This is a genomic window from Brevibacillus jepli (genome assembly GCF_047229145.1).
Classification (GTDB): domain Bacteria; phylum Bacillota; class Bacilli; order Brevibacillales; family Brevibacillaceae; genus Brevibacillus.
On sequence record NZ_JBFEFW010000012.1, the window covers coordinates 1 to 22,119 of the forward strand.

15 protein-coding genes and 6 pseudogenes are annotated in these 22,119 nt (G+C 43.0%); 15 read left to right on the forward strand and 6 right to left on the reverse strand.

The features are described 5' to 3' along the window. From AB1L17_RS14515 to AB1L17_RS14530, 4 genes and pseudogenes are all read left to right on the forward strand, one after another. A pseudogene (locus AB1L17_RS14515) lies at positions 1-96 on the forward strand (zinc-binding dehydrogenase); the annotation flags it as partial. Between the two features lie 4 nt (positions 97-100). Next, positions 101-937, forward strand: a complete 837-nt coding sequence (gene fghA / locus AB1L17_RS14520) for an S-formylglutathione hydrolase (protein ID WP_412845704.1) — start codon at positions 101-103, stop codon at positions 935-937. Between the two features lie 39 nt (positions 938-976). After that, entirely contained in the window at positions 977-3,253 is a 2,277-nt protein-coding gene (gene gshAB / locus AB1L17_RS14525) for a bifunctional glutamate--cysteine ligase GshA/glutathione synthetase GshB (protein ID WP_412845703.1), read from the forward strand. A gap of 239 nt (positions 3,254-3,492) precedes the next feature. Continuing rightward, positions 3,493-4,014 (forward strand): annotated as a pseudogene (locus AB1L17_RS14530) (IS110 family transposase); the annotation flags it as partial. 44 nt (positions 4,015-4,058) lie between these two features. On the opposite strand, the gene AB1L17_RS14535 reads toward AB1L17_RS14530, so the two are convergent. Next, positions 4,059-4,625, reverse strand: a complete 567-nt coding sequence (locus AB1L17_RS14535) for a beta-class carbonic anhydrase (protein WP_412845702.1) — start codon at positions 4,623-4,625, stop codon at positions 4,059-4,061. Positions 4,626-5,258: 633 nt separating this feature from the next. On the opposite strand from AB1L17_RS14535, the gene AB1L17_RS14540 reads away from it, so the two are divergent. The 5 genes and pseudogenes from AB1L17_RS14540 (at position 5,259) to AB1L17_RS14560 (ending at position 11,506) form a co-directional block, all read left to right on the forward strand. Then, positions 5,259-6,701, forward strand: coding sequence for a spore germination protein (locus tag AB1L17_RS14540; protein WP_412845701.1), 1,443 nt, complete (start codon positions 5,259-5,261; stop codon positions 6,699-6,701). Continuing rightward, entirely contained in the window at positions 6,698-7,813 is a 1,116-nt protein-coding gene (locus AB1L17_RS14545) for a GerAB/ArcD/ProY family transporter (protein WP_412845700.1), read from the forward strand. The genes AB1L17_RS14540 and AB1L17_RS14545 overlap by 4 nt, the downstream gene beginning before the upstream one ends. A 2-nt stretch (positions 7,814-7,815) precedes the next feature. Next, complete coding sequence (locus tag AB1L17_RS14550) at positions 7,816-8,910, forward strand: Ger(x)C family spore germination protein (protein ID WP_412845699.1); 1,095 nt, start codon at positions 7,816-7,818, stop codon at positions 8,908-8,910. A 662-nt stretch (positions 8,911-9,572) separates the two neighbouring features. After that, a pseudogene (locus tag AB1L17_RS14555) lies at positions 9,573-10,745 on the forward strand (IS110 family RNA-guided transposase). A gap of 107 nt (positions 10,746-10,852) precedes the next feature. After that, a complete protein-coding gene (locus AB1L17_RS14560) occupies positions 10,853-11,506 on the forward strand; it encodes a hypothetical protein (protein ID WP_412845698.1) in 654 nt (217 codons plus the stop codon). A gap of 309 nt (positions 11,507-11,815) precedes the next feature. On the opposite strand, the gene AB1L17_RS14565 is transcribed toward AB1L17_RS14560, so the two are convergent. After that, positions 11,816-12,148: a transposase gene (locus AB1L17_RS14565; protein WP_412845697.1), complete on the reverse strand. Its 333-nt coding sequence runs from the start codon at positions 12,146-12,148 to the stop codon at positions 11,816-11,818. A 282-nt stretch (positions 12,149-12,430) separates the two neighbouring features. Between AB1L17_RS14565 and AB1L17_RS31535 the strand changes: the two are divergent. Next, positions 12,431-13,006: pseudogene (locus AB1L17_RS31535) on the forward strand (BMQ_0737 family morphogenetic spore coat protein); the annotation flags it as partial. Between the two features lie 38 nt (positions 13,007-13,044). On the opposite strand, the gene AB1L17_RS14570 reads toward AB1L17_RS31535, so the two are convergent. Next, positions 13,045-13,674 carry a hypothetical protein gene (locus AB1L17_RS14570; protein ID WP_412845696.1) on the reverse strand — a complete coding sequence of 210 codons (630 nt, stop codon included), beginning with the start codon at positions 13,672-13,674 and terminating at the stop codon, positions 13,045-13,047. Here AB1L17_RS14570 and AB1L17_RS14575 point away from each other — a divergent pair. The 4 genes from AB1L17_RS14575 to AB1L17_RS14590 all read left to right on the forward strand — a co-directional run bounded on the left by AB1L17_RS14575 (position 13,655) and on the right by AB1L17_RS14590 (position 18,228). After that, complete coding sequence (locus AB1L17_RS14575; protein ID WP_412845695.1) at positions 13,655-14,557, forward strand: Kelch repeat-containing protein; 903 nt, start codon at positions 13,655-13,657, stop codon at positions 14,555-14,557. The two genes, AB1L17_RS14570 and AB1L17_RS14575, sit on opposite strands and share 20 nt — an antisense overlap. Positions 14,558-15,734: 1,177 nt before the next feature. After that, positions 15,735-16,022 carry a hypothetical protein gene (locus AB1L17_RS14580; protein ID WP_412845694.1) on the forward strand — a complete coding sequence of 96 codons (288 nt, stop codon included), beginning with the start codon at positions 15,735-15,737 and terminating at the stop codon, positions 16,020-16,022. A gap of 14 nt (positions 16,023-16,036) precedes the next feature. Further along, positions 16,037-17,155 carry an NADH:flavin oxidoreductase gene (locus AB1L17_RS14585; protein ID WP_412845693.1) on the forward strand — a complete coding sequence of 373 codons (1,119 nt, stop codon included), beginning with the start codon at positions 16,037-16,039 and terminating at the stop codon, positions 17,153-17,155. A 47-nt stretch (positions 17,156-17,202) separates the two neighbouring features. Further along, on the forward strand, positions 17,203-18,228 hold the full coding sequence (locus tag AB1L17_RS14590) for an LLM class flavin-dependent oxidoreductase (protein WP_412845692.1): 1,026 nt from the start codon (positions 17,203-17,205) through the stop codon (positions 18,226-18,228). Between the two features lie 167 nt (positions 18,229-18,395). On the opposite strand, the pseudogene AB1L17_RS14595 reads toward AB1L17_RS14590, so the two are convergent. Next, positions 18,396-18,841: pseudogene (locus AB1L17_RS14595) on the reverse strand (transposase); the annotation flags it as partial. 117 nt (positions 18,842-18,958) lie between these two features. Here AB1L17_RS14595 and AB1L17_RS14600 point away from each other — a divergent pair. Continuing rightward, positions 18,959-19,902 (forward strand): annotated as a pseudogene (locus AB1L17_RS14600) (aldo/keto reductase). A 166-nt stretch (positions 19,903-20,068) separates the two neighbouring features. Here AB1L17_RS14600 and AB1L17_RS14605 read toward each other — a convergent pair. Beyond that, a protein-coding gene (locus tag AB1L17_RS14605; RefSeq protein ID WP_412845690.1) for an IS3 family transposase occupies positions 20,069-21,192 on the reverse strand; the annotation gives its coding sequence in 2 pieces (ribosomal slippage) (positions 20,069-20,943 and positions 20,943-21,192; 1,125 coding nt in all). A gap of 39 nt (positions 21,193-21,231) precedes the next feature. Continuing rightward, positions 21,232-21,936 (reverse strand): CPBP family intramembrane glutamic endopeptidase, encoded by a 705-nt coding sequence (locus AB1L17_RS14610; protein ID WP_412848873.1) that lies wholly within the window; start codon positions 21,934-21,936, stop codon positions 21,232-21,234. Between the last annotated feature and the right edge of the window lie 183 nt (positions 21,937-22,119).

Consider the following 22,119-nt stretch of genomic DNA (forward strand, 5'->3'; position numbering starts at 1 on the left):
ATCTCTGGTCATCTAAACTTCACCGATATTAATAAAGCATTTGATCTATTACACAAAGGTGAATCCATTCGTACTATCTTAACATATGGAGAGTGAGATAATGAGTCTTAAACTTGTGAAACAGCATCGCTCTTTCGGTGGAGAACAATGTAAGTACAACCATTATTCTGAAGTCCTACAATGTGATATGACATTTAGTATCTTCTTACCTTCCAATAAAGAGATGAAAAAAATCCCTCTTATTTGGTGGCTCTCTGGTTTAACTTGTACAGATGATAATTTTAGTCAAAAAAGTGGATTTCAAAGATTGGCTGAAAAACATCAAGTTGCAGTCATTATTCCAGATACTTCACCACGTGGAGAAAATGTTGCTGATGATGAAGCATATGACCTTGGACAAGGTGCAGGTTTTTATTTGAATGCTACACAGGCTCCATGGGCGAAGCATTATAAAATGTATACGTATATAGTAGATGAATTAACAGCCATTGCTTCAACTTTAGTACCTAATTTTTCCGGAGAAGAAAGTTTAATGGGCCACTCAATGGGAGGTCATGGTGCCTTAGTGATTGGCATGAAAAATGCCACGAGATTCAAAGCGATTTCTGCTTTTTCTCCTATAGTAAATCCTAGTCAAGTCCCATGGGGCATAAAAGCTTTCTCCTCTTATTTAGGTGAAGATAAAGCTTCTTGGAAAGAATGGGATGCTTCAGAACTGGTCAAAGGAGCTACGATTCCACCTATTCTCATTACGCAAGGAAATCAAGATGAGTTTTATCCAAAACAATTAGAAGAAACGATTTTCTTAGAGAATGCCCGTGAAAATCATCAAGTAGTAAATTACAAGAAAGTTGATGGATATGATCATAGCTATTTCTTTATTGCTACTTTCTTAGATGACCATTTCGCTTTCCATATACAGTACCTTAAGAAATAGTTTGGAAGAAGAATGAGCTAGTTGGGAGGTGTAGTTATTATGGATATGAAAAAAATGTTAGTCAATGACAGTGTGAAACCATACTTATTAAAAGCCAGTTATGGAATTGAAAAAGAAAGCCAACGAGTTGACTTATCAGGAAATTTAGCGAAAACGGATCATCCTAAAAGGTTATCGATCAGAGATGATCATCCGTATATTCAGCGAGATTTTTCAGAAACGCAGATGGAATTAATCACACCTGTTACTGAGACACGAGAGGAACTGTTTGATTACTTAGCAGCTATCCATGATGTTGCTTATCGTTCTATGGGTGATAATGAAATGCTGTGGCCATTAAGTATGCCACCACAGTTACCTGAAAAAGAAGAAGATATTGTTATCGCGAAATTGAAAAATTCAGGAGATGTTCTCTATCGTCGATCCTTATCCAATTCTTATGGACGCCGTAAACAAATGATAAGTGGTGTGCATTTCAATTTTGGATTCGGCGATGAGTTAATCCAAGCGTTATTCAACTTACAATCGGAGATAAAAGATTATCGACAGTTTAAAACAGAGATTTATTTAAAAGTCACAAGAAACTATTTACACGATCGGTGGTTAGTCACTTATTTTTATGGAGCATCTCCTAGTAGTGAAAAGAATTTTTTTGAAGGAAATCCTTTGATTGAGGCAGTAAGAAGTATTAGAAGCAGTAAATATGGTTATTCAAATCGTGATGATGTTCAAGTGTCATATAGTAGTATACAGAACTATACATCCGATCTTTCTTTGATGGTTAAAAGAGGGCTTCTATTAGAAGAAAAAGAATTTTATGCATCTGTCCGTTTAAGGGGTGGGCAGCAGGTTTCAGATTTAGAAGAACATGGTGTTCGTTATATTGAATTGCGAAATATTGATTTAAATCCTTTTGAAACGTATGGAATTAGCTATGAACAAGCAGAATTTCTTCATCTTTTCTTACTTTATTTACTCTGGAAAGATGAAGGTGATAATTGTGATGAGTGGGTAAAAATGGGTGATTTTCACAATGAAGTAGTGGCTCTTGAGCATCCATGCGAGCATACACAATTTGAAACAGATGCGAACCAGATTATTGATGAGATGGAACATGTAGCAGAAATCTTACATTTGTCTATTTCAGATAAGTTATTTGTTCATCTGAGAGAAATGCTAACAGACCCAAGTAAGACTTTAGCTGGAAGACTTTATAAAGAGAGTGAAAAAAGCAGTCAAGGTCAAGTGGCTACGTATATTGCTAAAGAAAATTATAAAAAATCATGGGATAAGCCCTATCAATTATCAGGATTTACTGACATGGAGTTGTCCACTCAGATTTTCATGTTTGATGCTATTCAGCAAGGTATCCAGGTAGAAGTCTTGGATCGGCAAGATCAATTTTTGAAGCTTCAATTAAAAGATCATGTTGAATATGTAAAAAATGGTAATATGACAAGTAAAGATAGTTATGTATCTCCGTTAATTATGGAAAATAAAACAGTAACAAAGAGAATTCTTCAACAACATGGATTCCGTGTGCCGCAAGGTGAGGAATTTAATGACATAGAACAAGCTTTACGGTCCTATGAGATATTTTCCACCAAACCTTTTGTTGTAAAGCCGAAAAAAACAAACTATGGATTAGGCATATCTATCTTCAAAGATGGCGCAAATTACGAGGATTACCAAAAAGCAATCACATTAGCATTTAAAGAAGATTCATCAGTTTTAATCGAAGAATTTCTCAATGGAACAGAATATCGATTTTTTGTGTTAAACGATAAAGTTTATGCTGTTTTATTACGAATTCCTGCGAATGTTAAAGGTGACGGTAAACATACAATTGAAGAATTAGTCATTCAAAAGAATCGTGATTCCTTAAGAGGAAGAGACCATCGAACACCTTTAGAAAGTATACAATTAGGTGAATTGGAGAGCCTTATGCTTAAAGGTCAAGGATATCGAATGGACTCGATTCCAAAAAATGGTGAAATTGTCTATCTTCGCGAAAATTCTAATATTAGTACAGGGGGAGACTCCATTGATGTGACAGATCAAATTCCTGATGATTATAAAAAAATAGCGGTGGATGCGGTATCTGTACTTGGAGCTAAAATTTGCGGCATTGATTTAATTATTGAAAATAAAGAAGTTCCTGCAGCGGATGAAAATGCATATGGAATTATTGAAGCGAACTTTAATCCATCGATGTATATGCATATCTATCCATATAAAGGGGAGTCTCGACGTTTGACTATGCATATCATACATTTTTTATTCCCTGAACTATTACAAAGTCAGCAAATCGAGTAGGAGGGAGTGACTAACTCCCTCCTACTCGATTTTAAGGGGACGTACTATTTCGGTAGCCTGGGTAGAACGGTCGAACCCGTGGGAGTTCTCATCCCGTCGCTAAAACTGTTCACCCCCTACTTGTAGAAACCATCTTTAGGCTGGTTGGGACAAACGATCTCGCATCACTAGCGATGCTGTGGAACTGCAAGCAGTAAATAGGGGCTGCCGGCAATAAATGTTTGGAGAGGGAGAGATGTATGAATCCAGTCATCGGTCTGGATGTATCGAAAGGGCAAAGTCAAGGGCAGGTGTTTTTAGATAAAGGTCAATCTTACGGTAAGAGTTTCTCATTTCTTCATACCCAAGAGGGACTTCATTTCCTTTTAAACATGATCAAGGAAGTGTCTACACTGACAGGTCACTCGCCCACCGTCATCTTAGAGTCTACTGGGCATTACCAGGCTGCTGTTGTTCAGTTTCTGGAGGAACACTCTATTATCTTCATTGTGGTGAATCCGCTGATCTTAAACCAAGCGAAAAAGTCTTCTTCTCTACGTAAGGTTAAGACTGATGCAGTAGATGCCTATCAGCTCTGCGAGCTGTATTACAAGGAGGAGTTTGAGGCTTATAAGCAGAGAGGCGTACATTTCTTGAATCTTCGCCACCTCACGAGGCAGTTTGAATCCCTGACGGATATGTATGTTCAAGCAAAGTTGCAATTTCATGCGGTGCTCGATCAGATATTACGGGAATTCCCTACAGCTGAGTCGATCCTGGCTGCGGGCCACATTTACGCATGAAGATCAAGGATTCAAGAAGAGAGTTAGCTCTCCCTATACCCGTCAACAATCAAGTCAAGTTTTCCTGTTTTCGGGTCGATGACAAGACCATGAACCGGAACGTTTTCGGGCAGAAGAGGATGATGTTTGACCGTCTTAACGCTGGATCTAACGGAATCTTCTACACTGTCGAACCCGTGAAGCCATTTTTGCAAATCAATTCCGGCACTTTCAAGGGTATCAAGCTTTTCTTGTGAGATACCCCTTTCCTTCATTTTGTTTATGGTTTCATCCGGGTCAATTACACTCATACCACAATCATGGTGACCTATAACAAATACTTCATCGGCTTTTAATTCATAAACAGCAACGATAATGCTACGCATGATGCTCCCGAACGGATGTAAAACAATTGCACCTGCATCTTTAATAATTTTAGCATTACCGTCCTTTATGTTCAAAGCGCGGGGCAGAAGGTCGACGAGCCTTGCGTCCATACATGTTATAACAACGATCTTTCTATCCTTGTAACGTGTTCCTTGATATTTCTCAAATTCCTTGTTCTCAACAAACCCTTGGTTAAAATTAAGAATTTCATACAGTCGTTTCAAACAAATCACCTCTTTTTTCATACTGAAAATTATTATACCCATTACACGGGTCCCGCCAACATTTTAACGAAAATATACGCTAAGCCTTCGGAGCGACCGGTTTAGCGTTTTTTCTTACTTTAAGCAAAAGCAATCCTGACGATTGCTGATGACCCAATAGTTGGTGATAAGTACAACGCCTAAAAAAACGCCGGTACAATTCTCTTCGCCGTTCTCCACGAAGTTGAGCATAAATCTGTGGTGGATGCTTTTTCATGCCCAAGCATTCCTGGATAAACTCCAGCAGTGCACCGTTATCTAGTAACTGGCAGGCGTAAGTGTGACGAAACCCAAATCTCCGATACAGCCCACAAAAGAATCAGCACCCGATTATTTTGAAGTTTTCCACTGTCTAATTGAACCGGTGCACTATCCGCAAAGCTGGAAGCTACAAAAGTTGGCATCTGCAGACGAATTATGCGCCCCGATAACGGGGGGCAGCAATACTTTGAGAGCGAACACCCAATCAACCATGTAATGACTTGAGAGCAATCAAACCCGAAACGTTATGTGGCTTGAAATACAAATTGCCGGTCGTATGATTTTTCGATTACAGGGCATGATAAAACTATTAGTTTAATGAAGGAGAAGACTATGGTTGAAAAATACGACCCTCAAATATCCACATGGCTTGATGAATTAAAACAGAAATTAAACCATATGGATGATGCCGAAGTCGTTGAGCACAGAATGGGTAACAGTGGTCCAGTCCATCTTTTATACATAAAAACGTTAATCGATCAAGAGCGTTTAAACGAGGCGATTATTCAGCCAGTTCATCGATCTGCCAGCCATTCGCTTTCTTCATGCATAACCAATGCAAAAGTTTCGGAAATTATATCGATCGAAGATGCTGAGCAAAAAATAATGAAAGGATGTATTCTTCTAAACGATTCAGTCAACGATCAATGGTTAGGCGTCCAGCTGGAAAATCCTTTGGGTCGGGCAATTGAATCTTCCCAAACGGAAACTGTTATATATGGAGCGAAAGACAGCTTCAGCGAACAAATCGATAAAAACATTACAATGTTACGCAGGCGTTTGCCTATAATGACATTAAAAGCGGAAAGCTTCACTGTCGGTTCACTGAGTAAAACGAAAGTTGTGTTACTGTACATAGACGGATTAATTAATCCGGAATTTGTTTCCCTTGCAAGACAGAAAATTGAAAGTGTGGATTTCGATCAATTTTTAGACTCCTCTCAGCTTGCAGCTTTTATGGAAGATCATCATCATACGGTCTTTCCGCAGTTTCTACAAACGGATCGGCCGGATGCCTGCGCCTACGCCTTAGGTGAGGGAAAGCTGACGCTATTGGTCTCCAATTCACCGTTTGCCTTAATTGCTCCCATTACTTTTTTTCATTTATTCCAATCGCCGGAAGACTACTTCCTTCGTTGGCCGGTAGCCAGTTTTTTACGTGTAATTCGGTACGGAAGTTTTATTATTTCTTTGACGATGATTCCTTTTTATGTTGCGATAACGACATTTCATTACCAAATCGTTCCGCTGCCGATTCTTTTCGTATTATTGGAATCGAGAAGTAAATTGCCCTTTACTCCGTTTGCGGAAGGATTGTTCATGATCGTAACGCTGGAAATCATCAAAGAAGCAAGTTTACGAATGCCGACCAAAACCAGTCAAACGTTAGGGGTTATCGGTGGTATCGTCATTGGACAAGCGGCTGTAGAAGCAGGTTTTGCAAGTAAAGTATTGATTGTTTTGATGGGTATATCCGCCATTGCTTTCTTTTTAGTTCCCAATTATCAAATGACAAAATCCATGGTTCTGATCCAAGTGCTTCTTCTTATCCTTGCATCGTTTCTTGGGTTGCCGGGAATCGTGATCGGGCTGATAGGGATTCTTGCACATCTCAATGGATTAACGTCATTAGGTCAACCTTATTTAGCGCCGATCACCCCCTTTTATGGAAAAGATTGGATCTATCTCTTTATCCGCGGCCCTTTAATTTGGATGAAAACGCGTCCGAAGTATCTAAAACCACTACGGAAATGGCGGCAGGAGATGAAGAAATGAAGACTTTATCCTTATACAATCGAACTTCCACCCTTGGTGGCATCTATTTCTTTTTCTTGGTGAATCGCACACAAATGCATTATTTTATTTTAATCATGCCGGTTTATTTGGTTCATTCGTATATGGTTTGGGGAATTGCCGTCATGGGGCTACTGTCACAACTTAATTTGATGATGCTGTCCAAATGGTTTACTTCCAGTTATGCAACTAATGGCTACCAAGGATTTGTACAGCTTTTCGGAAAACTGCTGGTTCAAGTTTTCGCGATACTTGGTTTTTTGATCATATGGTTAAAAATTTCAATCATCACACTGGGGTACGTTGAAATGCTCCATAGTTTTATTTATCCATCTATGAATAAAAAGTGGCTGATCCTAATGATTCTTTTGATCAGCTTATTTGTGGCTTCACATGGAATGGAGAAAACATTGCGTTTTGTCGTCATCGCCTTTTTTTGCGGGGCTTGGATCGTAATCGCGTTTATTCCGTTTTTCTTTCCGCCGATTGCAAATTACCGCGATTTGTATCCTCTCATACCCACCGAATGGTCAGGACAATCCTGGCAGGGTTTGTTGTTTATTTGGTCGTCATTTTCCGGTTCGGTATATTTGGCCTTTATGGTTCCGTGGTTAAGCACCAATAAAAAAATATTAAAATATCTGGTCATTGGAAACATGCTGTCGGTCATGGAATATTCATCTTTGTTCATTGCTTCGGTGTTGTTTTACGGTTCGAACTACTTGAGCAAGATCAATTATCCAATTGTATATATGGGAAGCTACATTCAAACGAGCGGTTTAGAACGAATCGATTACATCCTTATCTCTTTCCATATGTTTAATTATGTGTTTGACATTTCAATCCTTTTGTTGTGTTTTTATGGAGCCGGAAGAGTCTTTATGAGAAAAATGAACGAACGCACGACTCGGATCGGATTGTTGTCGAGTTGGTTCGTCATTTTGATAAGCATCATCTTAATGGATCAATGGTTATGGCAAACGGTTCCAGGTCAAAAGATGTTACTGAACATTCAAATCTGGCTCGGCGCAATCATTTATTTACTTGTTCCTACGATCCTTTTCACTGCAGTTAAACGAAAGGAGAGCATGTAGGCATGGTACCATTCAAGCACTATAGTTTATTGGCGATTGTAAGCCTTATGTGGATGGCCGGCTGTTCTTCTCCATATGTCGAGGACAATAAGATCGAAGAGATCGCTCCGGTAGTTTTCTGGTCGGTTGACAAGGGGACGGAAGGGAAGTTGAAAATCAGCACTTTAGTACCACCGCTCATCCAAGAAAAAAAACGTCTTCTCTCCAAAGAAGTCGATCTGTTAAAGCAGGGAGGCAAGGAGTTTAATTTAATTTATAATCGGGAATTAAAGCAGGGGCAGCTGCAAATGTTATTAATCAATGAGGAGCTGGCAAAAACAAGAGGCATTGAAAAGCTGATCAATACGATACTGGTTGACCCCGATATTTCAATGCGTGTCTATTTGTTGATTGTCAGAGGTAATTTTGATGAATACATAAAAAATCAATTGACGAAGCAAGAAAACCAAGATTATTTTCTTTACCGGATGTTAAAGCATTACGAGGAGCATAACCAAGGTGAAATGAGCATCGTCAATAAGCATCAATTTATGAAGAAGTTATATTCCCCTCTTAAGGATCCGATCCTGCCGGTTTTTCATTCGGATAAGAACAATTTCAATTACGTAGGGACAGCCTTATTACAAAAGGATAAAGAAGTAATGGTCATTCAAGATGTGGACGATGAAATTTTTCAACTTCTGGATAACGATCATTTCCTAAAAGTCTTGGCCATTCCAAAGTTATCTATCAGTTTAGGACGTATTCGATCCAATGTTCGCATGAAACTTTCGAGGGACTATTCATCCTTGTCCTTACACGTGGGATTGAACGGAAGAATTGAGGAATACCAGGGGGAAAAGAACATTCAAAATGAGGAACAATTGGAACATTTAATTCATGAGATTGAGATTTACCTGGAGGAACAAACGTCAGATTTATTAAAAAGAATGCAACAGTGGAAAGTGGATCCCTTAGAGGTCGGAACACATTCGCTTAAGCCGTTTTCTAAAGAAATAACGGAAGAGCAATGGTTGAAATATTGGGGAAATATGAAAATTAATGTAGACTACGACATCAAAATAACTCCATTAATTAATGTTGAGCGGTTGAAGTGATTCAAAACAAGCAAATCGTTCCGAGCCGCTTGAAATAAGCGGTATTTTGTTTGCAATAAGATTGATGCAAGAGATTTAATGAGGATTAGTCTTTGGTTGGTGAAAACAGGACGTTAAGAGCGCAGCATAAGAAAATTGACAGTAAGGAACTTTATCCTGAGCTTGGTATTCTCGAGATTTTCGTAACTCTTAAAAAATCGGCTCTATGAGGCTAACAACTCGATTTATTGGTACTTACATTGGCTTCGAGATGTGTTTTGAATCACACAACAACACTATATTTAGCCTAAGGGAGTAGTAAATTTATTTGGTGTTAGATATGTCGAAGTGATAATCAAAAATATACCAAGTATGAAAGAAATTGTCGATGTAACTGGGATTAGACCTTCTCATACAGAAGGTATGTTGTTCCTAAAGACCCACATGCCGCTTACGCGGCACCATCAGATGATGAAAATGGATTACATCGATATAATTAACTTACGGCTGGCGAAGGGAGGTCGACAGTCAATGGTGCTTCGAGCCCGTGTTTTAGACAGACCCCAACGACCAGGTGCACCACAGATTGTTGCTCCAATTTGGAAGCACGCAGGATAGAATAACCATTGGTGGTTGTTGCACCAGCCCTTCAAATCTTAGATGCCGTAAGGAAGTTTTTTTGAATGGACGTCGTTTTACAGCCATGTATGCGGGCTTGACGTTCACAAAAAGAACGTCGTTGTTGCCTGCATCATGACACCCAAAGGGAAGGAAATCCGAACCTTTGAAACAATGACCGACGATCTAATCCTACTTATGGATTGGATCAAGGGGGCAGGATGCACTCACGTCGCAATGGAAAGTACAGGTGCTTACTGGAAACCCATCTACAACTTGCTTGAGCTTGAAGGGATCGAAACACTTGTAGTCAACGCCCAGCATATTAAGAACGCGCCCGGTCGTAAGACCGACGTGAAGGATGCAGAATGGATTGCCGGTTTGTTACGGCACGGTCTTTTGAAAGGCAGCTTCATCCCAAAACGAGAGCAGCGTGAACTTAGGGAATTGATTCGATACCGCCGTAGCCTCATTGAGGAGCGAGCCCGAGAAGTCAGCCGCATTCAAAAGGTGTTGGAAGGCGCCAACATTAAACTTTCGACCGTTGTCAGCAACGTGCTTGGGAAATCAGGACGCGCAATGATTGAGGCGCTGATCTCCGGCGAGACGAATCCCGATAACTTGTCGGAACTAGCGAAACGAAAGCTCAAAAGCAAAAAAGAGGCTTTAAAACGCGCTCTAAACGGGTTAGTAGGTAATCACCAGAAGTTAATGCTTAGTGCCCAACTTCGGCACATCGACTATTTGGACGAAGAGATTGGCAGGCTAGATGAAGAAATAAAGAGGCGCATGCTCCCTTTTGAGAATGACCTGACTCTGCTCGACACGATCCCCGGCGTGGCAAGACGGACTGCAGAAACAATTGCAGCTGAAATTGGTGTGAATATGGACCAGTTTCCCTCTGCTGCTCACTTGTGCTCATGGGCAGGGTTATGCCCAGGTCAGAATGAAAGCGCCGGGAAACGCCTATCGGGAAAAACTCGTAAAGGAAACAAAAAGTTACGCAGCACACTTGTGGAAGCAGCGAGAGCTGCTGCCAGAACAAAAGAAACGTATTTATCTAGCCAGTACCACATCGTATTGCGGCACGCCGGGGATCGAATCGAGCTGCCATTGCTGTAGCTCACAGCATATTGTCCATGGTCTACTATATTCTCAAACGGAAACAGCCCTATATCGAACTAGGTCCGACCTATTATGAGGAACGAAAACGCAACACAATCATAAAACAAAACTGAAGATTATGATACTGGAGAAGTGAAATGCAAGATCATCCCCGTGAGATCATTGAATTCGGATGTGCAAGAGCTCGAGGATCTGAGGCTCTATTCTGGAGGAATATACGATGTCTAAGAAGTGGATCGCGATATTTATTGGGGTCTATATTTTAGGGGGAATTGCTTACGTTGGTACAAAGAACGTAAATGATAGTGGGGCACATCTAAATCCGGAGACAAGCTTGAGTGAACAGGAGACCAGAGCGGGGGCTCCTTCTAGCTATCACATGGCCTGGTTTGTGCAGCAGCCGGGAAAGGGGAATTTTGAACCACCGTATTGGTTGAGTAAGCCAGAACTTGAAGAGCATGTAGAAGAGATGTCACATGATCATGAGCATGCGAAAACAACCAGCCCCGACAGTCAATTAATGACTTTCTTCTCTTATTTACAACTCGGTCCTCCAAAGGATTTAAACTCCTTTATTAATCCGGACATATCATACCAAGATATCTCAGCAAAAGACTTTCAACACATTGAAGAAACACTTAAAGAACTTGGGAATGAGATTAGCCGGGGGAAGACAATCAAAGAAGTTTATCTTTCGGACCCGCAGTTATCGGACGATCAAGCCTCTTTTGATGTAACGATCGTATACCAGGATGAAAAAATTGTGAAGCTGCCTAAGTTGGCAATGGTTAGCCAGAATGAGGTGAAAAACTGGTTTATTGATATCAGACTGTCCGAACTCGCTAGCCAGGTGAAACGGTTGATACAGACATAGTAGAAATCATTTATTGCTGAAAGTATGCTTTCCTGGATTGCTTTTGGAAGATGCAATGGCTGCTTGCTACTTAAGCAAAGGGGGACATTGTGAGTTGCTATTATTGTACGTGAGTTTCGCAATTTTACCGATTTCAGCGTTTGTATTTGGGAGAAAGAGAATTGGAAAGGCACTTACTTTTAACACTCTCTTACTTTATGGTCTAATAATCGGCGCCTGGAACACATGTTGTGGAGGTGGGCTGATCTACGGTGTTTTAGTCCTGTTCGTTTGTATGCCGGTTTATTTGATTTGTCTTTTCACATGGGTTTATTCTGCTTTGAAGCAACGGGAAACCTCGAGTAGAAAAGAATTATATGAAAAGATATGGCTTGGTCTGATAGCTACCGCATTACTCATAGAGGGAGCTTTGTTCGACCAACTTTGAGTGTCGTAGTGAATAACTACTTTGGTAAGTAGCGTCACAGCTTTGGCGTCGGCAGGAGTATTTTTCCAATCCGTGTGTTTCGAATCACGTATCCAACGATACGACATTTTTACGTCTATCTCATGCCGTCTGGCTACCTGGCTCGCGTTTCCTGTTTCTTGTGCCTCTTGGATCAGTTGTTGTTTGAACTCGATTGGATAGCGTTTCCGTTGCATAAAAAATCCCCCTCTGTTCTTCTGATATCAGCTTAACAAGATAAGGGGGTATGACTCAAATCCAATTTCGGGGCTTAAGAGAAATCACAATCGAAAATTTGCAAGACATCATGTTAATTGCCCAAGCACTAAAGAAGGCAAATGCATATATCTATTTATAGAACAAAAAAGAACATATCATTCCGACCAATAAACTTCACTTAAAATGCTTTTCATTGAGTACATTTTATTGGAAAAGGGGGTATCTTTACGCAAACTTCTAATTCAGTACACTCGGATTGTATCCGCGTCCAAAAAGTTTACGACTGGGTAGTAACTGCCAATAGAGTCCGAAACAAAGTTCCGATCCCTGAGGCCTGTCTAACACTAGTAAATGAAGCGATACGTGCTGGCCAAGTTATCAGTGTCGATTGTGTTGAGCCTATGGTCCCCCCACCGTTCCCAATCATCCCCAAGCCTCAACCTACTCAATTTTCTTGCACCTTACTCAATATTCGTCGTGAAAATGTCGTCATCAACGGCGGATCTCCAATTCTGATGGGAATTGTGAGATTCTTATTTGAAAGTACTCTACTAGTACGCATCTTCGCAAACGGTACGTTGCTTTGCGAATTCTCTGCAGAAATCCAATTCGAAGATGAAGTCGTTCTTTGTCTTCCCGCCCCCTTGGACGAAACCAATATTCTTTGCCGTATTACTTCCATTGAGTGTTCTTCAAACGCTCACGATCTGTTTGGTGGGATGGTAGAACTGGAGGTTATTATCTGCAAGGAAATCCAGGTGGAAGCAGATGTCAAACTAGAGGTATTGGCGAAACACTGCAAGCCGCGACCAAATGATTTACCCATACCTGGACCAACTCCCTCGGTCTTTTGTCCTCCCATCTCTTTTCCGCCTCAATGTCCGGGTATTTTTCCACCAACCCGGCCATGCCAACCTATGATTAATATGACGATAAGCTCAACATCTTTTCCTTGCGACTTTATCCTCAATGGAACCGTGACTTGTGCAGGTGAGCCTGTCGCTTTTGGCTTTGTTGCCTTGACTGCGGTGTTAGCAGGTATGGGTTCTGTGTCCGTTCCTGCTAGTGTCCCCATTGTGAATGGTCTCTTCACAACTTCTTTTTCCGCAGTACCCCCTACAATCGGAATGGCTACCGTGACCGCGTCTACAACGGTAAATGGGGTAAGTATATCAGCCATGGCTACAGTGATGATCAATTGTCCTCTCCCACCATGCCAGCCTACGATTACTATGACAATTTCAGCTACGGGTAACCCGTGCGAGTTTCTTATTGACGGAATGGTATCATGCTCTGGTGAACCTGTTATGGCCGGATTTGTAGACTTGACTGCAATGCTGGCAGGAATGGGATCCGTGTCCGTTCCGCCAACTGTCCCTATAATAAATGGTCTCTTTTCCGCGTCGCTGACTGCGACTCCACCAACAAGTGGAACAGCCACCGTAACGGCCTCTACCACGATAAATGGATTGATGGTCTCAACCATGGCGGCAATTAATGTCAACTGTCCTCCATTGCTACCTACTCATATTCTCACCCCAGGGGGAGAAGTAAATGGTGGAATTGCCACCAGCAACGTGGACGATTACTTCTGTGCAACGGATACTTGGGTAACACGTAATCCGATGCTACAAACACGAGAGACACAAGCGGGGGCATTATTGCCGAATGGAATTGTCATCGTCAGTCATGGTTTCGTCAATGCTCCATTCAATGCAACGGATACAGCTGAATTTTACGATCCTACCACTACCTTATGGAGTGCAGCTCCTTCTGCTGCAGTAGCTAGGGGTGATGTGGGAGGGGATACTTTAAACGGTCTATATTATGTAGTTGGAGGTACTAATGATGGCACTACACCGCTAAATACAGTTGAAATATTTGATCCTATAGCGAATACTTGGTCGATCGGGAACCCGCTCCCTACTCCAAGATTTCAATTAGTTGCCATCACACTAAATGGGTTACTTCACACAATCGGCGGATTTAATGGGGTAGAACTTACTACTCACGAAGCTTATGATCCTTTAACGAATACCTGGAGCACGAAAGCACCACTCCCACAGCCTCTTGCCTTCCTCTCAGCTGCGATTTTTGGAGGTAAAATATATGTCATTGGAGGAAGAGCACCTGGTTTTACCCCAACTAATGTTGTGTATATTTACGATCCTGTTACAGATATGTGGACATCCGGAGCAGCCATGCCTACTCCTCGCTGGGGAATGGCTTCATGCGTATGTGATTCTGAGATTTTTGTGATGGGTGGCTTTAACCCACCTAATTATCTAAATATTGTAGAAGCTTATAATCCAGTTACTGATACTTGGCGTACAAATGTAGCTCCTATGCCAACAGCAAGAGCGATCTACCCCTGCATATCGTTATAAATACGTTTCATTATGTTTGACTACAAGAGGTATTTATGTGTCCATCGCTATTGAAGAGAGAAAATAACCACTATGAAACAAAAGGTTTACAGGGCCTAGGTGGTTACCCGTTCAATGATAAGTGTTTTTAATCCTTTTATAGGTAACAGGGACGCGAATACAGCCGTTTATGATCGCAAATTATCCTTCAACCGAACCCCACTTCACAAGGGGATCATCGGCAATGCTTCAGTGCAAATAAAGTATTAGACCGGAACCCCCTAATAATACAAGGAGTTCCGGTCTGTCTTTATTTTATACTTTCAATACATGTATCCAATGTTTAAAGTATTGAAAATTAACGAGTTAACTTAATTTAGTATTGATAAATGATGAAGAGTGGTGAGCCGTTCGCGTTTGCAGGTCTATTTGATTCATGGACGAGCCCAGAAGGGGAAAGCGGGATGTCAAGACCTGGTAAGGTTCTTCGCGTTGCTTCGAATTAAACCACATGCTCCACCGCTTGTGCGGGCCCCCGTCAATTCCTTTGAGTTTCACTCTTGCGAGCGTACTCCCCAGGCGTTCGGAGTTTGACTGAGTTCGGTAACCCGATGAGGGCCCCTAGCCCAATCAGTGCTCTACCTCCAAGACTCTAAATTCCGAGGCTAGCCCTAAAGCTAGTGTGCCCTTAGTAACTTAACCACGACGCACAGGATGTGCTAGTGCATGCGTTGTCTCATGGATGAGACGAACTTAGCAGGCCATCACTAAAAGTACTTACAGTTAATATCTTAGCAATTTCATGCAGTATCCAGTTTTCAAAGAACAATGGATAGTTACTCATAAGAGTAACTGCCTGGCAACGTCCTACTCTCCCGGCTCCCTGCGGAGCTTGCGGGAAAGTATACAACGTTTTATTATAACTGTCACTTTACATTGAAATAATGCCGCATGACGAGGGAGTACATGGGGAATAATCGAAACATGTGCAGGAGGAATTCCAAAAGGGATTACAGAATGAAATGGCAATTATTACTGGATGTCTAATGTAAAATAAAATTACCCCAATTGGTCATCGTGCATTACCCAAAAAATCGTGCAAAATTACAGATCGCTAGGGTAACACGTTCGATTCCAGATATTCCGATACCTCTTCATAGGACAATCGTGAAGGGGACGGAGACTGGAGATGCTGAAGATGAGTCAGGTGGAAACGATAAAAGATTTACAGGCGCAAGGGCTGGGGCCGGTGGCTATAGCTGAACGTCTGAACATCTCACGAAAGACAGTGAGCATGTATATAGGCCACGAGAAAGGAAATGTCGAGAACAAGGTCGGCAACACGAGACGCAATCTGTTCTTTTCTTTGCCCACATCGCCGCCCTGTTCGAACAGGATAAGAAGACGTTCCTCTACTTGCCGAAAACAACGTTTGCCGCTTGCCTATACACCCGCATGGAACTATAACGATACCAGCCGAAGTTAAAAGGAGAAATTAACTTGACAACAAGTACCCAACAAAAGTTTTCGCGTCTTTTCACTGACATTCGGATTGGTCATTTGACATTAAAAAATCGTATCGGCTTAGCTCCGATGACCAGAGTAAGCGCTACTGAAGATGGCCAAGCAACCCAAATCATGATTGACTATTATAAAAGCTATGCACAGGGTGGTTTTGGATTCTTGATCACGGAAGGTGCCTATCCCGATGAAACGTATAGCCAAGGGTATTTGAATCAGTCGGGAATAGCAAATGAGAAGCATATCGCTGCATGGAGAAAGATAACTGAGGCGGTACATCAATCCGGATCCAAAATCATCGTCCAATTGATGCACGCAGGAGCCCAATCACAAGGAAATCGTTACAAGAGTGAGATCATCGCGCCCTCTCACGTACAAGCAAAAGGTGAACAGCTTCCGTTCTATGTCGGGGAGGGGCCTTATAAAAACCCAAAACCAATGACGAAAGCGGACATCCAAGAGGTCGTTCGCAGTTTTGCAGAAGCTGCCAAGCGAGCAAAAGCAGCAGGGTTCGATGGAGTAGAAATCCACGGTGCCAACGGCTACTTGCTTGACGAGTACCTGACGGATTATATGAATCAAAGAACGGATGAATACGGAGGCTCAACAGAGAACCGGGTCCGTATTCTTATCGAGGTTGCTAACGCTGTGCGTGAAGCGGTTGGGACCGATTTTGTCGTAGGAATCCGTATCTCGCAAGGGAAGGTCAGTGATTACCATCATAAATGGGCCGGAGCCGAAAAGGATGCTGAAATCATTTTTTCAAGCTTGAGCAGAGTAGGATTGGATTATATCCATGTAACCGAATATGATGCGACACAACCGGCATTTGAAGGAACCGAACATACGCTGGCGGCATTGGCCAAAAAATTCAGTAATGTTCCGGTAATTGCGAATGGCAATCTCGAAGATCCTGAAAAAGCGGAGCAGCTCTTGATACGCGGTGAGGCTGATCTTATCACCTTGGGTAAAGGAGCGCTTGCTAATCATGACTGGCCCAAGCGAATCGCGGCAGGGCAGCCTCTGCGGGAATTTAACCCGGAAATTTTGGGGCCTAAAGCCAACATAAAGTATCAAGAATTGATCATAAACGGCTGAGTCGGGAGCCGAATCTTCAATATCGTCACTGAAATGAGGAAGATGACATGTCTGAAAATAAAACAAACAAGCGGCTGGGCGACGTCCCATTCTCTGTTCTCGATCTGTCCCCGATTGTCGCGGGCGGCAGTCCAGCCGAGTCTTTGCGCAACACGCTTGATCTTGCCCAGCATGCAGAGAAGTGGAGCTACAACCGATACTGGCTGGCGGAGCACCACAATATGCCTTTTATTGCGAGCTCCGCTACTTCGGTAGTGATCTCCCACGTGGCAGCCGGCACGTCAAGAATCCGAGTGGGTTCAGGCGGTATCATGCTTCCCAATCATTCGCCCCTGGTGATCGCGGAGCAGTTCGGGACGCTGGAATCCTTGTTCCCGGGACGCATTGATCTCGGTCTCGGACGAGCACCCGGTACGGATCAGCGAACCGCACGCGCACTGCGCCGCGACAGCAGGAATGACGGAGAAGATTTCCCGGATCAGTTGGATGAGCTGCGGGCCTACTTCGACCCGTCGTTATCATCAGTCCCTAATCATGTGAGGGCTATTCCTGGAGAGGGCTTGCCTATTCCTATATGGCTGCTTGGCTCGAGCGGGTTCAGCGCGCAGCTAGCTGGTCAGCTAGGTCTGCCATTCGCCTATGCCAGCCACTTTTCGCCTGCCAACACCGTGCCGGCGATACAATTATATCGGCGTTCCTTCCAGCCATCGAAAGTACTGGAGAAACCTTATGCGATGGTCGGTGTCAACGTCATTGCAGCGGATACGGATGACGAAGCGAAACGTCTGGGAACGACTTTGCAGCAGCAATTTTTAAACCTGATCCAGGGCAATGAAGTGCCTCTGCAGCCGCCGGTGGATACCATGGATGGTCTTTGGAGCGAATACGAAAAGCGAGCCTTGGAGCAGCAGCTCGGTTCATCCATATTCGGCAGTCCGGATACTGTGAAGCAAAAGCTGCAATTCTTTCTGGACGATACCCAGGCTGATGAAGTTATGGTCATCGCCCAAATGTTCGACCACAAGGCGCGCCTGCACTCCTACGAAATCGTTGCAGATATCGTCAAAGCGTAGGGTGCAAGAGACACTGAAGTTTCAATGCAACAATAATCACCAAAACATGGGACTGCCGCGGCAGTCTCTTTGCACTTTTCGCCGCAATGACCGTTAAGGTGAACCGTATCACAAGTTAAAGCTGTTATTTAACTAACGGACGATAGCTCAATAATACAGCGGCAGGTGACGGAGTAACGTTTGCTCAGCGGACGTTGCTGCCAGGCCTGTATGTCCTCGAGAACGTTGCCGTGATGTTACTGATGGTGGAGGGGGACTATTGGCTGCCGAACATGCTCTCGATAAAGCGGGCAACGCAAGGTTGCCCATGCCGCTTTTGTACATTTGAATGACAGTTTCCTCCAGCCGGCCGCCCCGCCGCTGATACGGCTCAAAGACGTGAGTCTGGAACTGCCGTTACGATCTCTTGGCACTTGGAGGTCTTCGATGTGACCGTACTTAGTGTTCAGAGAGCGCTTGTAGTAGCCATTGCGACTATTGTGCTCGCCGCCGGGCTCTTCCTCCATGTAGTGTTTGATTTCTGCACGGATGATGGATTCCAAGTTTTCTTTCACGAACGAAGTGATAGCATTTTCAAATAGATTGGCAAGCAAGTTTAGGGTATAGTAGTCATCGAGTAGGATCCTTTCTTGGTGGCGTCGTAACCCCGAGGATATCCTGCTTTTTTGTTGTCTTTTAAGACTCCAAATCATGGGAGACAAACAATTGTACGACATATTAGCAACTTAGAATGTATGGGAGACCACTGCAAAAACATCGCCCAATATATTCGTTATGGAGAATAGGACGGGGCGCTGCGGGAAAAATATATTTAAAAAAAGGGGGTGGGCGCGTGGTAACCCTAACTGATGGGACAACTTTGCCCAGAATCGGTCAAGGTACGTGGTATATGGGGGATGAGCCGTCCAAGAAAAATGAAGAGCTTCGCACGTTAAGACGCGGTGTGGAGCTTGGATTGAATCTGATCGATTCGGCTGAAATGTATGGCGATGGCAGATCCGAGTCCTTGGTTGGAGAAGCGATCGAAGGGATACGAGATCAAGTGTTTCTGGTATCCAAAGTGTACCCGCACAACGCTGGTCTGAATCGCATCGTCGGCAGCTGCGAGCAAAGCTTGAAGCGGTTAAAGACGGACCGTCTCGACCTTTATCTTCTTCACTGGAGAGGAAGTATTTCTCTAAGCGAAACGGTAGAAGCGATGGAGCAGTTGGTCGAAGCGGGGAAAATTTTGCGATGGGGTGTCTCGAACTTGGACACGGACGATATGAGAGAACTGTTCGACGCGGCGCGAGGGACGAATTGCATGGTCGATCAGGTGCTGTATCATCTCGGTTCCCGCGGCGTAGAATACGACCTGCTTCCTTGGTTGAGAGAGCGAAAAATTCCGATAATGGCCTACAGTCCGCTTGCCCAGGGGGCACTTTACGAAGAGGGTTGGTTGAGCATCCAGCGGTTAAGGAAATTGCCGATCGACATGGCGTGAAGCCGCTTCAGATTCTCTTGGCTTGGTGCATTAGAAGCGGTGACGTAATTGCCATTCCTAAGGCGTCAACAGCAACGCATGTCGAAGAGAATGCGGAGGCGGAACGTATTAAGCTTACCGAGGAAGACTTGGGGATGTTGGATGAGGCGTTCCCCAAACCGACTAGAAAGGTTCAGCTCGACATTATTTAAGAAAGCCTTCACATGAAAGTTTCCGCAGGGTAGACTTGTTGGATTCCCGAATATCAAACCGCTGCTTTCCCGTCAGTTTCGACAACCGTAGCACATCTCTCCATGTTCTCTCTTACGAATTTTTCCTTTGTCCAGAGATAATAAAGTTTGGACTGTCAACACCAAACTAGACAGATTTCTTAATTGCTTTCTGTTTGTAAACGAATGGACTCAAATACCCCAATGTTGAGTGAATTCTTGTTTCGTTAAACCATTTCACGTATGCCCCTAATTCCTGCTTCAACTGTGCGAGTGACTCAAATCTTCGATTCTTGACAAACTCCGTTTTAATCAGCTTAAAGGTTGCTTCTGCGACTGCATTGTCATATGGGCAGCCTTTCATGCTAAGCGAGCGCTTGATGTTGAATGTACGGATGACGTCACCAATCGTGCGATTGGTAAACTCACTGCCTCGATCCGTGTGAAAGAGCTGGATTTGACGTAGGTCTCCTTTTACGCTTGCAAAAGCTTGGTAGACCAGCGCGGCATCTTTACTGGTTCCACAGCTATACCCAATAATCTCCCGATTGAATAAGTCCACGAGCAGGCAGATGTAGTGCCATTTGTTTGCGACTCGAACATACGTCAAATCACTCACAACTGCCTCTAGTGGTTCATCTTTTGTAAACTCGCGGTTCAGTTCATTCTGGATTGGTGAATCGTTACACGGTGACTTATGTGGTTTATACTGGGCAACCGTATACGCCGATACAAGGCCATTCTTTTTCATCAAGCGTCCAATGCGCCGTCTTGAAACGATTCGTCCTTCTTTTTGGAGGGTTGCCTTGATCTTTCTGGTTCCATAAACGCGCTGATTCTCGTCAAAAATACGGATGATTGCTTGCTCCACCTCATCATCGCTAGATGACTGCTGGCTACTTTCATAATAGGAGGTACTCCGATTTACCTTGAGTATGGAGCACATGGCAGACACAGAGTACTTATGTGCATTTTGTCGGATCACTATGATTTTCGTCCGAAGATCAGCGCTGCTTGCTTTAAAATATCGTTTTCCATCTTCAATCGTTGATTTTCCTTACGTAGCTCCATCAGTTCCGTTTGTTCCGCTGTTCGGTTGTCCTTTTCTTTGAAAGACCCTGTAGTTCTACTCTGTTTGACCCAACGGTCAAACGCAGATGCACCCAGATCATATTCTTTTAAAATATCTGCACGGGGTTTGCCATTCTCATAAAGCTGAACCATCTGCTGTTTGAACTCATCTGTAAATAACCGACGCTCACGTTTCCGCATGACAATCTCTCCGTTCTATTTCGATTTGCATACAATCTACTAGACCTTAAGAGAATTGTCCAATTCAGTGTAGCCGATCCACAAGTTATATATGGTATGAACGATAGCTGATGACCAAAGTGAATTCGTACGTTTGACTAGATAACCTAACACACAACCAATTAAAAAGACGGTTAACCCATTACCGAATAATTTTTGAAGAGAAGCTCCTCCTGATGTCAGCCAAATGGGTAAATGAATAGAGACAAACATTAGAGAAGAAATCAGATTCGATTTAGTAAACTTCATTGAAGAAGAGAGTTTTTGGAGTATAAACCCTCGAAAGAGGACTTCTTCAGGAAAAGCAAACAAAAACGTTGTAAGCCAACGCCACCCAAGTTCGAAATTAAACCGACCGTGTAAAGAACAGGTTATATATCCTTCTATAACAGCTAATATCAAGCCTATGGAAAGTCCCCACTTAATGCCAGTAGGCACGTTATCTCGTATTTTCATGTAGAGCAATGGATTCTTAATTCGGTCTACAAAGATGAGGTAAAGGAAAACTGGGACGATCCAAATCAAATATTTGACAATGAGTGCGATTACAGACGAGAAGGGATGGAAATAATAAAGAATTTCTTTAGCGGTCCAGATTATGTAAATGCATATAAAAAAAGAAGCAAGACTCTTACCCATTTCTAACAGATCCTCCAAACGATCGAGGTATTTTGATTCTTTAATTTTCCCATAAAGTTCTACCATTGACCATGGGACGAGATATCTGAATGACTTTCATAGTTAGGAAGAAATACAGAGAGGGGAGGTCAGTTATAATTTCCATTTTGCAGTAAAGAAAATGACGGGCTTCGAGATCGATTTAGTGAAAACAGGCGTGCTCTGGTTGAAGTACCTCGGGGAGGGAAGAGCATCATTAGCGAGGAGGAT

Bases quoted from the DNA above. Each gene is read 5' to 3' on its own strand.
- fghA (WP_412845704.1), top strand. From the start codon at position 101: ATGAGTCTTAAACTTGTGAAACAGCATCGCTCTTTCGGTGGAGAACAA.
- gshAB (WP_412845703.1), top strand. From the start codon at position 977: ATGGATATGAAAAAAATGTTAGTCAATGACAGTGTGAAACCATACTTA.
- AB1L17_RS14540 (WP_412845701.1), top strand. From the start codon at position 5,259: ATGGTTGAAAAATACGACCCTCAAATATCCACATGGCTTGATGAATTA.
- AB1L17_RS14545 (WP_412845700.1), top strand. From the start codon at position 6,698: ATGAAGACTTTATCCTTATACAATCGAACTTCCACCCTTGGTGGCATC.
- AB1L17_RS14550 (WP_412845699.1), top strand. From the start codon at position 7,816: ATGGTACCATTCAAGCACTATAGTTTATTGGCGATTGTAAGCCTTATG.
- AB1L17_RS14560 (WP_412845698.1), top strand. From the start codon at position 10,853: ATGTCTAAGAAGTGGATCGCGATATTTATTGGGGTCTATATTTTAGGG.
- AB1L17_RS14565 (WP_412845697.1), bottom strand. From the start codon at position 12,148: ATGCAACGGAAACGCTATCCAATCGAGTTCAAACAACAACTGATCCAA.
- AB1L17_RS14575 (WP_412845695.1), top strand. From the start codon at position 13,655: ATGGCGGCAATTAATGTCAACTGTCCTCCATTGCTACCTACTCATATT.
- AB1L17_RS14580 (WP_412845694.1), top strand. From the start codon at position 15,735: ATGAGTCAGGTGGAAACGATAAAAGATTTACAGGCGCAAGGGCTGGGG.
- AB1L17_RS14590 (WP_412845692.1), top strand. From the start codon at position 17,203: ATGTCTGAAAATAAAACAAACAAGCGGCTGGGCGACGTCCCATTCTCT.
- AB1L17_RS14610 (WP_412848873.1), bottom strand. From the start codon at position 21,936: ATGGTAGAACTTTATGGGAAAATTAAAGAATCAAAATACCTCGATCGT.